Source organism: Selenomonas sp. oral taxon 138 str. F0429 (assembly GCF_000318175.2).
Lineage (GTDB): Bacteria > Bacillota > Negativicutes > Selenomonadales > Selenomonadaceae > Centipeda > Centipeda timonae.
Map to the genome: position 1 here is coordinate 324,743 of NZ_KB290930.1, position 14,592 is coordinate 339,334.

Genomic DNA, 14,592 nt, shown 5'->3' on the forward strand with positions numbered 1-14,592 from the left:
CCAATCTGACAGACTTCATTTTATCAGCGATTCCTATACATTGATCGCTGCGGCGACAATGGACGCCTACTGTCCCTGCAAGGACCGCACATACTCCCCCGCTTCGCGCAGGGAGCAGCCGAGAAAGCTCTCCTTGCGCAGACGCGGGCGCGTGTACGCCGGAATCGTCATGCAAATACCCACTAGTCCCCCTGAACGCATATACGTCCATGGTCGTCCGACAGCATAGTCATCAATCCGAACATCGTCGGGTAGTCCGGCAATGATTTCATCATACAGATTCCGATAGTTCAAGAAAAAACCTCCGTATCCTACATTTTTACCTCTATGCCCGTATCGAGCAGGAAGAGATAGCGTTCCTTGACCGCCTTGTGCAGGATGGTCTCCACGGCGTCGCAGTAGAGGTCGATCTGGAACTGGTAGCGCTTGCGCGCAGCGACAGCGGAAATCCTGCGATCCGTCTTGTAGTCGAGTAGGATGTAGTCGCCGTGCTCGTCCTCAAAGAGTACGTCGATGATGCCTTGCAGGAAGATCCGATCGGATGTATCTGTTGCCTCCTCATAGTAGCGCCGCGCAGGGAGCAGCCGTCCAAACGGCAGCTCGCGGTAGATCGCCTTTGCCGTGCGCATACGACGCCCCAGCGGCGAGGAGGCAAATTTCCAGATTTTGCTGACATCGATGCTTTTGCGTTCTGCTTCCGTGAGAATCCCCTTTTTCAGGAGTTCGTCGGCCTGCGCCGCAATGGCAGCGATATTCTCCACATGATCGAGATCGAGCTGCTGCATGACGGTGTGCATTGCCGTGCCGCGCTCCATCGGAGTCAGCTGCTCCCGCTCCGCCGCGCGCAGGAAGCGCGGCATTTCCCATTCCGGCTGCATACTTTCAGCATTGCCGACGGCGGGCAGGAATGGTGCGATCACCTCTTCCTCCACCGCCTGCTGCCGCTTTAGCTCGGTCACACTGGTCTTGGCATGGATATGCGCCGTGCCGCGCAGGTCGTATGTCCAGTCCAGCACCGCTGCAACGCGGTCGGCTGTGCCGCCGTCCGGCAGAGGCTTATCCGCACGGACTGCGGAGAGGACAGCATCTGTCACCTCCTGCTCCTCTGTCTGAGCGGCACGGACGCTCTCATCCAGAATCCTCACATGGAAACGTGCCTGCGGATGCGTCGGCTGACGATGTGCAATTTCGTCCTCACCCTCGAACAGCGGCGCGCCGTCGGGGTGGCGCATGAACGCGAGTGCAATCCAGTCGAGATAGGACTTCGCTGAGAGAATGGCAGATGCAGGAAACTGCGCCTCCTGCGTCTGTGCGTATTTCAGACAGAACGCACGCAGCTGTTCCAGTGCATCCCTTCCTGTGCGCGTGATGCTGAGCGTTCCAGTCAAGATCAGCTTTTCCTGTGCGCGCGTCATGGCAACGTAGAGGATGCGCATTTCCTCCGCAATGGACTCACGCTGAATGATGTTCTTGACCTTCCTTCTTGCCATGGTATCGTATTTCTGTCGTCCTGCTGTTGTATTCTCAGAGACGCGCAGTCCGATTCCTGCATGTGCGTGATAGAGGAGGTCGCCCCTCGTGTCCTGTGTGTTGAATGTGCCCGCAATATTGGCGAGGAAGACAACGGGGAACTCCAGCCCCTTGCTCCTGTGGATCGTCATGATGCGAACGACATCCTCACTCTCGCCGAGCGTTCGGGCAACGGAGAGATCCGTGCTGCGGCGTTTCAGTGCGTCGATGTAACGCAGGAAGCGGAAGAGGCCGCGCTCGTTCGTCCGCTCGAAATCGGCGGCACGGTCGATGAGCATGCGCAGGTTCGCCTGACGCAGCGTGCCCCCGGGGAGCGTGCCGACATAGTCATAGTATCCCGTCTCACGATAAAGTGCCCAGAGCAGTTCGGGAACGCTGTGCGTCAGCGCATGGCGGCGCCAGCGGCGAATGCGCTCCAATGCGTTCTCCGCCGCCTCGTCCCCCGCCGCGCCCGTGAGCATATCGTAAATGCTGCCGCTCGGCGTGCGTACGCGCAGCTCCGCCATCTGCGCCATCGTGAGCCCGATCATCGGTGAGGTGAGCACAGCGGCAAGCGGAGTGTCCTGACGCGCATTGTCGAGGACGGCGAGGAGGGAGAGGATCATGCGGATCTCGCTCGCCTCGAAGTAGCCCGCTGTATCATCCGCATAGGCGGGGATGTTCCGCGCACGCAGGGCGTCGAGTAAAAGCCCTGCGCGCCCCTTCGCCCCGCGCAGGAGGATCACGATATCCCTGTTGCGGAGAGGCTCCCCGTTCTGCAGGACATAGCCCTCCGATTTGAGTTCCTCGATGCGGCGCGCGATGAAATGCGTCTCGACCTCGAATGCCTTGCGCTCCTCCTCTGCCTCCTCATCCTCCGAGGCGGAGTAATCGGCACGGAGAAGGTCGATCTCAAGCGGATCCGCGAGAGATCTTCCCTGCGGCAGATCATCGAACTGGCGGCCGGGATTCAGCCGCGCAGCCTCGTCATAGGCGATGGCAACGGACTCCTCGCTCATGATTTGGGAGAATATCTCGTTGATTGGTTCAAGCACCTCGGCACGGCTGCGGAAGTTCTCGGACATGGTGACGAGTGTCCCGTCCGCCCCATTCGTGCGATACTTTCGATAGGTCGCCTGAAAGAGGGCGGGATCGGCAAGGCGGAATCGGTAGATGCTCTGCTTCACATCGCCGACGATGAAGCGGTTCGCGTCTCGTGCGATCTGACTCAGGATGCCCTCCTGCAAGCCGTTCGTATCCTGATATTCGTCCACCATGATTGCGTCGTAATGTCTGCGCAGCTCCTCCGCAATCTCCGTCGGCATGGCGGTGGTCGGGTTCTCCTGCAGGAGCGCGGGCTGCGCGCAGAGGAGCGCAAGCGCCGTGTGTTCGAGGTCGCTGAAGTCAAGGATGCCGCGCTGCAGTTTTTCCTTTTGAAACGCCTTTTGAAATGCGCTTGTCAGACGTGCGTATTGACGGATTGACGCGTTTGCACGATTTTCCGTCTCACAGAGTTCTGCCGCCGTTGCGGGAAGCTGTCCGATCGAACCGTCCCACGCGGCGTGAATTTTCTCCGTCAGCTTTTTCAGACGCGCGCCGACTGCGGCATCGCAGTCCTCGACCGCTTTGCGCGGAATACTTTTTCGCTGCTTCTTTGCTGCGGCTGCCTCCGTCAGAAATGTTTCCCACGCGCCTTCATCCTCTGCGTGCAGGAAGTGAGCGAGTGAGGAACGGAGGGCTGCGTAAATCTCCCGATTGCCCTCAAGTGCGTCGAGACATTTTGCAGCTGCCGCGCGCAGGTTCGCATCCCCTGCAACGAGGAGCGCTGCTGCCTCGGCATAGTCTGCGCACAGCTGCGAGAGAGCTTGCTTCAGTTCATCCGCAAGCATGGAAAAGCCGCTGCGCGCCCAATATGGCGTATCCGCGCTCTCCTGCCCCTGTGCCCGCAGCCATGTCTCGGGTGAGGGCTGACTGAGAGAAAAGGCATGGAGGGAGAGAATGTCCCCTTGCAGCTGCTCGTCATCGCCCCTGACCCCACCATAGGCGTCAGAAAAGGCAAGAAATCCGTCCGCATCACCGTTCTCGGCACGTTGATACTCCTCTTCGAGCAGATCTTCCACGACCTTGTTTTTCAGGAGGCTGATCTCCTGCTCGCTCGCAATGCGGAAGTTCGGCGGGATGTCGGTCGCGTCGATATGCGACTGGATCAGACGCTGACAGAAGGAGTGAAAGGTCGAGATGTCCGCCCCCGTGAGCAGGACGCGCTGGCGTTCAAGTGCGCCGATGCGCTGATGAAGGTCGGATGCGGAGCCACCGCCCGCAGCAAGTGCTGCAATCTCCTCGTTGAGCGCCACCTCGATGCGCTCCCGCATCTCTGATGCCGCCGCCTTGGTAAAGGTGAGGACGAGGACACGGTCTAGTGAGAGCGTGCCGCTGCGCACCTGCGAGATGATGCGCTCCACGAGGACGCGCGTCTTTCCGGAGCCTGCTGCTGCCGCCACGAGGATATTCTTCCCGTGGGTTTCAATCGCCTTTTTCTGATCTGCCGTAAATGTCATCTGTGCCATCGGATTTCACCTCCCCACATACGATCTGTGCGATTTCTTCCATCGCCGCCTGTCCATTGTCTGCAATATCACGGTAGACATCGCCCCGCCCGAGTTCCGGCTCGAACGCGCAGACGGCGCGATAGGTACAGAAGGTACAGGCATTGCGCTCGTTGAAGCGATAGGGCGCAACCTGTATATTCCCGCGCAGTATCTCCTCGGCTGTCTCACATACGAGCTTTGGCAGATATGCGAGAAGCTGCTCGAACTCCTCCTGTGAGTGAATGTGCTTCTCCGAGTTCTTGGAAAAGCTGCTGTCCTTGTTGAACGATATGCAGAGATGTTCGCCCATCTTGTCAATCTGCTTCACAATCTTTTCGTCTTTGATCAGGAGGCCTGTGAGCACCATTGTAGCCGCAATTTTCTTTTGTAAACTTTCATCATCCAGACGCTTGTCGTTCGGCACAACGGGATTCACCGCAGGCACATAGAGCATGCCGGCAGGGATGCTGCTGTCATCGAGCAGGGAACGGACGACGAAAAGATAGAGGAGCAGCTGCATTTTCAGCCCGTGCCGAATCTCGGGCAGGAGCAACGATGTCCCGCCCGTCTTGTAGTCGAGGACAAGGTAGTAGTCCATGTCCCTCGTCACGTCGAATCGGTCGATCTGACCGCGCAGGGACAGGGTCATGCCGTTGGAGAGCGGAAAGTCTGCCACCTTGACCCCGTCACTTCGGCGTCCGAAGCTGAGTTCAAATCTGTGGGGATGAAAGGAGGATTCCTTCGCCCACGAGGTGAGATGGCGGATAACCTGCTGTGCGGTGCTGCGTATCCGATCGACGCGGTGACGGTAGCCGGCGCTGCTCATGAGGACGGCGCTCCGTATCTTCGGTATGAGACCTTCCAGCAGCGCGTCAATCTGCGCCGCGCCGCCCGCCTCTGCTGCGACCCAGTCATTTGCATACTCTGTGCGTACCCACTCGCCGTATCCGTGCAGAATCTCATGCAGGAGGGTTCCGAAATCGCTGTTCTGGAACTCATAGACATCGCGCTCGCGCAGACCAAGCCCGTATCTCGCAAAGTGGCGAAACGGACACTGACGGAAGGTCTCGAGTCTGGTCGTACTGCCGCTGATCCGCCCATTGCGCGCGTACAGCTCCGCTGCGATAGAAGCAGAAAGAGCCTCCTCGCGCGGTGCGGCAAACAGACCGCGTACCATCAGCCGAAGGAGCGGGTGCATGGGGGGATCGCTGCGCATCCAGTTGTAGACATCCTGCCACAGGGGGCGCATTTCCCCCAGCTCCTTCTGCCCCAGCAATGCGCCCGAAAGCGACGAAAGCATCGGGTGCGGCGCAGACAGGACGAGATCGTCCTGCCGCTGTACCATTGCAAGCGGTATCGAGAGCAGCTCCGGCGCTATCATGCGCAGACGTGCCACGAGTGGCGACGGTGCGAGTGCAGTGCCGTCGACAGAGGAGAGCGCATAGGAGACCCACAGGTATTCGCGCGCCTCCGTGAAGCCGCGATAGAGCTGATAGCGTTCGAGAAACGTCTGCTCCTGTGTGCCGCCGAAGATCATATACGGCGTATCGGCAAGTGATTCACGTATGGACAGGCGGTCTGCGTCCGACAATACGCCCTGCGGTGCTACGGCACGCGGCATGATGCCGGCATTTGCACCCACGATATAGGTGGCGCGGATGCCTGCGAGGCTGTTCTGATCGAAGGAGGCAAGCGTCACATGATCGAGCCCCGGGGGAATCAATGCGATTTCAAGCGCATCCAGACCGTCTCCCAGCAGCTCCTCGAAGTCGCGGGCGGAGATCTCCTGCTCACCGCTGACCTCGACAAGCTGCTCGAAGAGCGTCATGCAGGAAGCCCAGATCTGACGATGCGCCGCCGCATCCGCGAGACGCCCCTCCGCATCTGCCGCTGTCCGCCACGCATCGAGCGTCTGCTGCGCCCCCAGCTGATCGAGGAAGTCGTAGAGGGCGCGCGTGCGCTCATATGCCGTGCTCTGCTCACTCGAAAGATGCTGCGTCAGGATGGAGAGCGGTGCGGCGATGCGTCTGCGCATTGCATCGAGGGCAATCTCCTCGGCAATACGCAGGGCGTTCTGTTCCGCCCCCATCTCCTCGTCTGGAATTGCGCGGCGGACGAAGTTCCACTCATCCGTCATCGTCCACTGACGCTCGGTGCGGATGCCAAATGCAATGCAGTAGTTCTCGAGCCGATCCACGGCTTCCTGCCAGTCGCCGCAGTCAAAGAGTTCGTCTTCTTCCGCTGCGCTCGCTGCTGCGTCTGCGGTGACGTGAAAGAATCCTGTGCGCAGCGCACGGAATACGCTGTCATATCCCCAGCCGCGCCACGCTGTCTGTGCTGCAGCGCACAGCAGTTCGGCAAGCGGGTGATGTGTACTGGGGCGTTTTGCGTCCAGATAGCATGGAATACCGCAGTCCGTCAATGCCTGTGTCAGGAGTTCCCCGTAGGTATCTATATCGCGCACGAGTACTGCAATCTCGCGATAGCGGTACTCTTTTTCGCGTGCGAGGCGGAGGATGTCTGCCGCCACGGATTCCGCCTCAAGGCGCGGATTCGCAGCCTCCACGAGTCTCAGAGCATCGTCTGTGACAGGGGCAAGGCGCTCGTGACCGAACAGCTTCGCCTCGACCGCTCTGAGCGCGTCACTCTGCGCGCGGTGTTGTTCCTGCATCAGTCGGATGGTTGGAGCAGCGGACGGATCGAGCTCCCTGAGAGTATCCGTCAGCGCGTTCATGGTCTGATAGCTGTGTGCAAATAGTCCCGTGTCCAATGTATTTTCCGGTAAATTCGTATGTACGCGATCACCCTCACGCCGTCCGTCCATCGTCAGGCTGACGTGAATCATATCTACTGTCTGAAAGAGCGCACGAAAGACAGCCAGCTCCTGCGGATTGAAAAAATCGAATCCGTCGACCCAGATTTCAGCGCCGCGTAGAAAGGATGCCTCCGCAAGCTGCTGTGCAAGGCGCTCCATCCGATCTGTCTGATCGGTCAGCCGCCCCTCCATGCGCGCGGACAGTTCGTCCATGATGAGCGCGAGCTCCGTAAGTTTCTGAGGCAGGCGCCCTGCGGCATCTTCGCTCTGATTGGCTGCCTCACGCAGAATCTTGGGACTCAGGCGGTAGCGTCTGAGCTCGGCGATGGTGCGCCCCAATGTCTCTGTAAAGCCGCGCTTGGTTACGGAGCGCGCAAAGACGGAGAAGTCCTCCCGGTGCTTCAGCAGGATGTCCTTGAGCAGGATGCGGCGCCCGATCTCGCTGATGCGCGGCAGATGCGCACCGCCGGTCTCGAGGAGCACCTGCCGCGCAAGGCGGCGAAAGCCGAACACATACGTCTGCAAAAAGCCCGCACTGTCCGTCAGCGTCTCTGCCAGAGCGCGCTCCGCGGCATAGGTCATATGCTCCGGCACGAGGAGGATGCGCTGTCTGCCGAGTGGCTCACGCATCAGAGCCTCCGTCATCGCAGCAAGACAGGCATGTGTCTTGCCCGTGCCCGCGCGCCCGATGATGAACTCCAGTCCTGCCGTCATAATGCCTCCGCTCCGCCCTGTGTAAAGCGCGCCCTGCTGCCGCTCGCCGTGCGCGTGACCTCGAGATGCACGGGAATGCGCGCGCGCAGCTCCTCGACGTGCGAGATAATTGCAACGAGCCGCCCCCCCTCCTGCTGCACCTCGAGCAGGGCGCGGATGGCGACGTCGAGTGTCTCGCTGTCGAGCGAGCCGAAGCCCTCGTCGATGAAGATCATATCGAGGTGCATCCCGCCCGCGTAGTGCTGAACGACATCCGAGAGCCCGAGCGCAAGCGCCAAAGATGCGAGAAAGGTCTCGCCGCCGGACAGCGTGCGTGAGACGCGCGGAAGCCCCGTGTACTCATCGAATACATCGATCTCAAGCCCCCACCATTTATTCCTGTGACCGCCCTCGCCGTGTACGAGACGATAGCGGCCGCGGCTCATGACGACGAGGCGTGCGTTTGCTGCCTCGATGACATCGCTCAGAATCGAACGCAGGACGTAGGTCTGAAAATGTACCTGATAGGGCGCTTTTGCCGCCGCCACATTCGCAAGTCTGCCAATGACACGATAGCGCTCTGCACGCGCCGCCCCCGCTCGCTCGAGCGCATCGATCTCGTTCATCATACGCGTGAGCGCGTCCCGCCGTTCCGTGCGGATGCCCTGCTCCCTCGCCTGATTGCGCACCGCCTGATCGGCGGCGGTTTCCGCCGCCATGAGCGCAGCCATATCGGGAGGCATCAGCCCCTCTGCGGCTTTTTTTGCCGTATTCAGCAGCTCTGCTGCGGTCTTGTAGTCGGTCTCATAGGCGTTGATCCTCTTCTGTACCTTCTCCAAATGCTTGCTGTCCGCCCAGTTGCCCGCGATTGCCGCATGATATTCCTCCTCGGAGGAGAATCCCGCCTGTGCACGCGCAGCGCCATATTCGCTCTGCGCCGTCTGTGCCGTCTGTATCGACTCTGTGTGGGCGCGCTTTGCGGCAGCATGTGTGCTTTCTGCACGTGCATTGGAGGCAGCGGCCTCCTTCTCCTTTTCCTGTGCCGCATCGTATGCACGCTTTTGTTGTGCGACCTCCTCTGTCAGCCGCTGAATTTCGGGAGCGATCTTCGCGTAGTCACGATATTCCTCGGGCAGCTCTGTCTCGAGCGCCGCCTGCTCTCCCTCGCGCAAACGCATAAGGTCGCGCTGCTTCTGTGCATCGGCAGTTTTCTTCTCCTGTTCCGCGCGCATGGATTCAAGCTGCGCCTGCTGCGCGCTGTGCTGCGTTGTCCGCTCCGTATGCTCCTTTTCGGCGTGTCTTAACTGTGCGTCGTGCTGCTCTGTCCGCTGCGCCATTCCTTCGATTGTATCAGAACCCAGAAGTTCATCCAGAAGTTCCTGCTCCTGTGTGCGGCTCTGATTTGCGCGCGCGTACTTCTCTTTTGCCTCTTCCAGCTTCCGTGCGGCGTTCTGTGCGTTCTGTTCGGCAGCGTCCACGGCCTTTGCACAGGACTCCACCTCCTGCTCGGAGGGGATGTCCTCCGCGTGCATCGCAGGGCTGGGGTGAGACAGCGCACCGCAGACAGGACACGGTGCCCCGTCTGCAAGCGTCTCAGCAAGGCGCGCCGCACTGCCGAGATCGTAGAGCGTCTGCATCTGTCGCAGCCTTGTCTTGGTTTCCGCCAGCTGCTGCGAGGCGTCCTTCACAATCTGTTGCGCCTCTTCCTGCTGCGTGCGGAGCTTAGATTCCTGTGCAGTCAGCGCAGTGATGCGGGCTGCGGCGCTCTGACAGCGTTTCAGGCGATCTTGTTCGTGCTGAAGCGCCTCCTTGCCTGCCAATATCTTTTCAAGTGCGGCAATGCGCTCCTCATTCTCCTTGCATTCAGCTGTCAGCTTTTCAATGGCATCTGCAGCCGTCTTTTTTTCCTCTTCGAGATGTTTTGCATACGCGCGCAGCTGCTCTGCCGATGCGCGGCAGTCCCGAAGTTTTTGGGCACGCTCCGCATAGTTCGAGAGCAACTGAATGCGCTCCGTTTTTTTCGTGCGCTCCGGCTCGGCTTCCTCAGCTGCCTTCAGCGCCTCCTTTGCCGTATGGAGCGCCGTCTGTGCCGCAGTCAGACGCAGGGCGGCTTCCTTCAGCTCCCCTGCTCTCGTCTTCTCCTGCTCCGCCGCCTGCACGGCTGCGTGCTCCTTGTAGATGACGGGCTGCGCACGCTGCGCGCGTTCCAGAAGTATGCGAAAATCTGCGACTGATTTTTCCTGTGCCTGCTTTTCCTCAAATCGTTTCTGTGCATCGGCAAGTTCCTGCAGTTTTTGCTGTGCTGCCGTCCCCGCCTCACGTGCGCGGCGCGCCTCGCGCTGCTTCTCCTCCAACGCCTTGATCTCTGCAGCATGGTTGTCAATCACCGCACTCAGTTCGGCGACGCGCGTACGCAGCTCATCGAGGCTGCCGAGATTCTCCCCGTGCAGCATCTGATCGATGCGCGCACGCTCCTCGTTTGCCGCGCGCTCAAGCTTCAGAGACTCCTGTAGCAGAGCATCCTCGATGCGTTGATAACGCTCCGTGCGAAAGATGCGCTGCATAATGGCGCTGCGATCCTTGACCTCGGCAAGCAGGAAGCGCTGAAACTGCCCCTGCGGGAGAAGGACGACCTGGCGGAATTGATCGGCGTCAAAGCCGATGAGCTGACCGATTCGTTTCGATACCTCGGTCACGTTCGAATCGAGCAGAATTTCATCGCCGTCCTCTCCCTCATTCGGGAGTTGGTAGAGCTGACCTATCGGCGGACGGCGCGTCATCTTCCCGCGTGACATGCGCTCGTATGTCGGTGAGCGCAGGACGCGATAGCGGCGGCGTCCGAGCGCAAAGACGTACTCCACCTCTGTTGTCCGCTCCGGCGGAGCAGTGGCAGAGCGCAGTGTTGTCCCCTCTCGGACATTACCGCTGGATTCTCCGTACAATGCAAATACAATAGCGTCAAGAATCGTGGTCTTTCCTGCTCCCGTCGCTCCATGAATGAGTACAAACGGAGCGTCTGCAAGCGCAGATTCAAAATCCAGCACCTGCTCCTCGACATAGGAGCCGAATGCCTGCAAGCGTAGTTTCAGCGGTCTCATTCTGCACGCGCCCCCTGTTCCAGCGAATCAATCACACGAACGAGCTCCCTCCGCTCAGCTTCTGTCAGCTCGTCTGAGGTCACCTCGGCAAAGAAGTCAGAGAAGAGGTAGAGATCGGACTTGCCGCGCTCATAGCTGCGCTCCGTGGAGGAAAGGCGATTGACGTTGATGTTGGGGCGCGTGATGGTAAAGAGATTCGGATAGATCCTGCGCAGCTTCTCATGTGCAGCGAGTACGGCATCCGTGTCGAGGAGCTCCACGCAGATATAGTCGTCATGCGGGAGCGGATCGAAGTCCTCGCGCATGAGTTCATCCATCAGCCCGCTGACAATGCGTACATCGTGACGCGGCGTCAGCGGATAGAACATATGGGACGCCATCCTTTCGGCATCCAGTTCGACGAGTTCCACTCCCTTTTTATGGCGGGCTTCATCGAAGGAGTATTTCAGCAGAGAGCCGGAATATCGGATATTCTCCGCTCCTGCGCGCTGTGGTGCATGCAGATGTCCAAGCGCCGTATAGGAATATGTGGAGAAATTCTCTGCGCTCACCTGATCGCTGCCGCCGACGGAGAGTGCGTGCTCCGACTCCGAGACCTGCCCGCCAATGACAAAGGCGTGCGCTACCGCCACACTGCGTGCCGAGGGTGGAATCTGCGCGCGTGCCGCCGCGATCTGTACGGCGAGCGCCGTGTCAAACGAAAGTGCCTCCTCCACGGAGAATGCCGCGCGCACATGGGGCGGATCTCCATAGGGAATGAGCGAGAAATACACAGAGCCGAATTCATCCGAGAGAACGACGGGGGCCTCATCGGCACGCACAGTTCCCGCAGGATAGATGCCGGACGCACGAAGAAGCTGTGCGCCAAAATGAAGGCGCACAGCGCTGTCGTGATTCCCTGCGATGAAGAGCACCTTGACCCCTTGCTCTGCCAGCCGCGTCAATATATTGTTGAAGAGTTCGACTGCCTCGGGCGGCGGAATGGCACGGTCATAGACATCCCCTGCAATCACGAGCGCATCAGGACGCACATCTCTGCACAATGCGAGCAGTTCCTCCAGCACATATGCCTGGTCCTCCGTCATATGCCGCTGCCCGAAGAGTTTTCCCAAATGCCAGTCTGCCGTATGGATGAACCGCATTTCATTCCCTCATCTCTGCTTATGAAATTGCTGATAGGTGCTTCCCTATGAATTTGCTTCCTCGGCAAGGATCTTTGGAACGGAAGAGCTGCCAATGCCGAGACGCTCGACACCCATCTCCAAGAATGCCTTTGCCGTTGCATAGTCCCGAATGCCGCCGGATGCCTTGACCTTGCACCGCCCATGTGCTGTGTCCAGCATGATCTGCAGCTGCTCCTCCGTTGCTCCCGTACCGAAGAAGCCCGTCGCTGTCTTAACAAAATCCGCACCCGCAGCAATGCTGACCTCTGTTGCGCGTGCAATCTTCTCCGCTGTCAGCTGACTTGCCTCGAAGATCACCTTCACAATAACATTCCGTGCATGCGCTGCATTAACAACGGCGCGTATTTCCTCCTCGACCTCTTCCCACTGTCCGGAGCGTGCGAGACCGTAGTTCATCACCATGTCCAGTTCCTCGGCGCCGTACTCCATATAGTAGCGTGCCTCGATCTCCTTGACTGCGGCGGGTGCTTTCCCATGCGGGAAGTCCAGCACCGTGCAGACGTGCGTATCTGTATTCCGACAAAGACGGACAGCGAGAGGAATATCCGAAGGCTGGACGCAGACCGAACGGCATTCCAGCCGCACAGCCTCCTCGATTGCCGCACGCACCTCCTCGCTCGTCATGGAGGGATTCAGAGGAGACGAATCAATATATCTGCTGAGTTTCATATGCTGTCCTTTCCATCCGCGCCGATCATCTCTCTGAGCATTACCTCATCCAATACGGGAATGCCGAGATCTTCCGCCTTTTGGAGTTTACTTCCTGCGGCTTCTCCCGCGACAAGATAATCGGTCTTTTTCGACACCGATCCTTTCACGATGCCTCCGTGTGCAGTAATCAGCGCCGCGCATTCCTCGCGCGAGAGCGTTGGCAGCGTTCCCGTAATGACAAAACTCTTTCCCGCAAGCGCCGTTCCTGCGCGCACAATGGGGGCACTCTCAAAGTTCACGCCAGCAGCGCGGAATTTGTCGAGCAACGCTTTTCCCGATTCCGATGCGAAGAATTCCGTGAGCTTCTGCACACTGATCTCGCCCATATCTGGTACATCGAGGATGCGCTCCGGCGCTGTGATTGCGATCTCCTGCAGGGCGTCAATGGAGGGAAATGCCTGCATGAGAGAGATTGCCGCCGCACGCCCGATGCCGGAGATCCCCAGTCCCGTGAGCAGTCGATCGGGGGTATTTGCCTTGCTCGCTTCAATCGCGGCAAGACGATTGTCCACGCTCTTTGCACGGCCGATGATGCCGGACGCAATCAGTCCCTCACGATGTAAATGGAGAGCATATATATCTGCAATGTCATGCAGATAACCATTGTGCGTCAGTGCAATGACGGCAGACTCTCCAAAGCCCTTGATGTCCATTGCATTGCGGCTGACGAAGTTTAGGATGTGATTCTCCACCTGTGCAGGACAGGCGGGATTCTGACATTTGATATCCGCCGTATCGGACTCGCGGACAGCATGGGAATGACAGACGGGACAGCGGTCACCGATCAGATACGGCTCCGCTGTCTGCGGGCGTTTCTCTTTGATGACCGCCTTGACGCGCGGGATGATTTCACCCGACTTATAGACGAGAATTGTGTCGCCAATCCGTATGTCCAGACTGTCGATATAGTCCTGATTGTGCAGGGTCGCGCGCTCGACGCGTGTACCGCAGAGCTGCACGGGGTCGAATACCGCCGTCGGCGTAATGCGCCCCGTGCGTCCCACGGACAGCTCAATCGCACGCAGAACGGTCTCCTTTTCCTCGGGCGGATACTTGTAGGCAATCGCCCAACGCGGCGCCTTTGCCGTTGCTCCCAGCTCCGTGCGCTGTGCAAAATCGTTGACCTTGACAACCGCGCCATCGATGTCATAGGGAAGATCTCCGCGCCGTACACCGATCTCCGTGATTGCGTTCCAGACTTCGTCCGCTGTATGACAGACACGATAGTTTGAAATAATCTTGATCCCCTGCGCGCGCATGAAGTCGTATGCCTCTGTATGCGAGGAGAATGTGCGTCCCTCTGCACGCTGCAAATTGAAGACGAACATCGAGAGTCTGCGCTCGCGCGTCACGCGTGCGTCCAGCTGACGCAGCGTTCCTGCCGCACAGTTGCGCGGATTCGCAAACGGTTTCAGCCCGAGGAGTTCCTGCCGCTCGTTGACCTCGGCAAATGCCGCGCGTTCCATGTAGACCTCGCCGCGCACCTCGAAGTATGGGATATATTCATGTAGTTGCTCGACAACATCACTGATTGCACGTGCATTCAGCGTGACATCCTCGCCCTGTACCGTTCCGTCGCCGCGCGTGATGGCACGCGCAAGCGCACCGTTTTCATAGCGGAGTGCGAGGGAGAGTCCGTCAATCTTTTCCTCGACAACGAATTCCGCTGTCGGGAAATGCGACAGAATGCTAGCGACAAAGGAGCGTATTTCCTCTTCACTAAATACATCCTGCAGAGAAAGCATGGGGACATCATGGCGAACGAGTACGCCGACCTCGCGCTGTGCACTGCCGCCCACCTTCTGGGTCGGCGAATTCTTCGTGATGAGTTCCGGATACTCCACCTCGATTGCTTTCAGACGCTGCATGAGCATATCGAAGTCATAGTCGGAAATATCCGATGCATTCGCGTCATAATACTGCTTAGAATATTTTCGGATCTTCTTTCGCAGCTCTGTGAGCTCGCTCTTGATATCTACGATGTCGCTCATATC

Annotated in this window: 7 protein-coding genes; all 7 read right to left on the reverse strand. The window is 58.9% G+C overall.

What is annotated here, in order from left to right; genetic code table 11:
• Positions 1 to 66: 66 nt before the first annotated feature.
• The 7 genes from HMPREF9163_RS12310 to ligA are packed head-to-tail and all read right to left on the reverse strand — an operon-like array spanning position 67 to position 14,589.
• Entirely contained in the window at positions 67 to 294 is a 228-nt protein-coding gene (locus HMPREF9163_RS12310; RefSeq protein ID WP_009440196.1) for a DUF4213 domain-containing protein, read from the reverse strand.
• Positions 295 to 311: 17 nt separating this feature from the next.
• On the reverse strand, positions 312 to 4,076 hold the full coding sequence (gene addA, locus HMPREF9163_RS03100; RefSeq protein ID WP_009440197.1) for a helicase-exonuclease AddAB subunit AddA: 3,765 nt from the start codon (positions 4,074 to 4,076) through the stop codon (positions 312 to 314).
• Entirely contained in the window at positions 4,033 to 7,626 is a 3,594-nt protein-coding gene (locus tag HMPREF9163_RS03105) for a PD-(D/E)XK nuclease family protein (protein ID WP_009440198.1), read from the reverse strand. Before HMPREF9163_RS03105 ends, addA begins: the two co-directional genes overlap by 44 nt.
• Positions 7,623 to 10,703: an SbcC/MukB-like Walker B domain-containing protein gene (locus HMPREF9163_RS03110; protein ID WP_009440199.1), complete on the reverse strand. Its 3,081-nt coding sequence runs from the start codon at positions 10,701 to 10,703 to the stop codon at positions 7,623 to 7,625. The genes HMPREF9163_RS03105 and HMPREF9163_RS03110 overlap by 4 nt, the downstream gene beginning before the upstream one ends.
• On the reverse strand, positions 10,700 to 11,845 hold the full coding sequence (locus tag HMPREF9163_RS03115; protein WP_009440200.1) for an exonuclease SbcCD subunit D: 1,146 nt from the start codon (positions 11,843 to 11,845) through the stop codon (positions 10,700 to 10,702). Before HMPREF9163_RS03115 ends, HMPREF9163_RS03110 begins: the two co-directional genes overlap by 4 nt.
• A gap of 45 nt (positions 11,846 to 11,890) precedes the next feature.
• Entirely contained in the window at positions 11,891 to 12,556 is a 666-nt protein-coding gene (deoC, locus tag HMPREF9163_RS03120) for a deoxyribose-phosphate aldolase (protein WP_009440201.1), read from the reverse strand.
• A complete protein-coding gene (gene ligA, locus HMPREF9163_RS03125; RefSeq protein ID WP_009440202.1) occupies positions 12,553 to 14,589 on the reverse strand; it encodes an NAD-dependent DNA ligase LigA in 2,037 nt (678 codons plus the stop codon). Before ligA ends, deoC begins: the two co-directional genes overlap by 4 nt.
• Positions 14,590 to 14,592 lie beyond the last annotated feature (3 nt).

Bases quoted from the DNA above. Each gene is read 5' to 3' on its own strand.
- HMPREF9163_RS03105 (WP_009440198.1), bottom strand. From the start codon at position 7,626: ATGACGGCAGGACTGGAGTTCATCATCGGGCGCGCGGGCACGGGCAAG.
- deoC (WP_009440201.1), bottom strand. From the start codon at position 12,556: ATGAAACTCAGCAGATATATTGATTCGTCTCCTCTGAATCCCTCCATG.
- addA (WP_009440197.1), bottom strand. From the start codon at position 4,076: ATGGCACAGATGACATTTACGGCAGATCAGAAAAAGGCGATTGAAACC.
- HMPREF9163_RS03115 (WP_009440200.1), bottom strand. From the start codon at position 11,845: ATGCGGTTCATCCATACGGCAGACTGGCATTTGGGAAAACTCTTCGGG.
- HMPREF9163_RS03110 (WP_009440199.1), bottom strand. From the start codon at position 10,703: ATGAGACCGCTGAAACTACGCTTGCAGGCATTCGGCTCCTATGTCGAG.
- ligA (WP_009440202.1), bottom strand. From the start codon at position 14,589: ATGAGCGACATCGTAGATATCAAGAGCGAGCTCACAGAGCTGCGAAAG.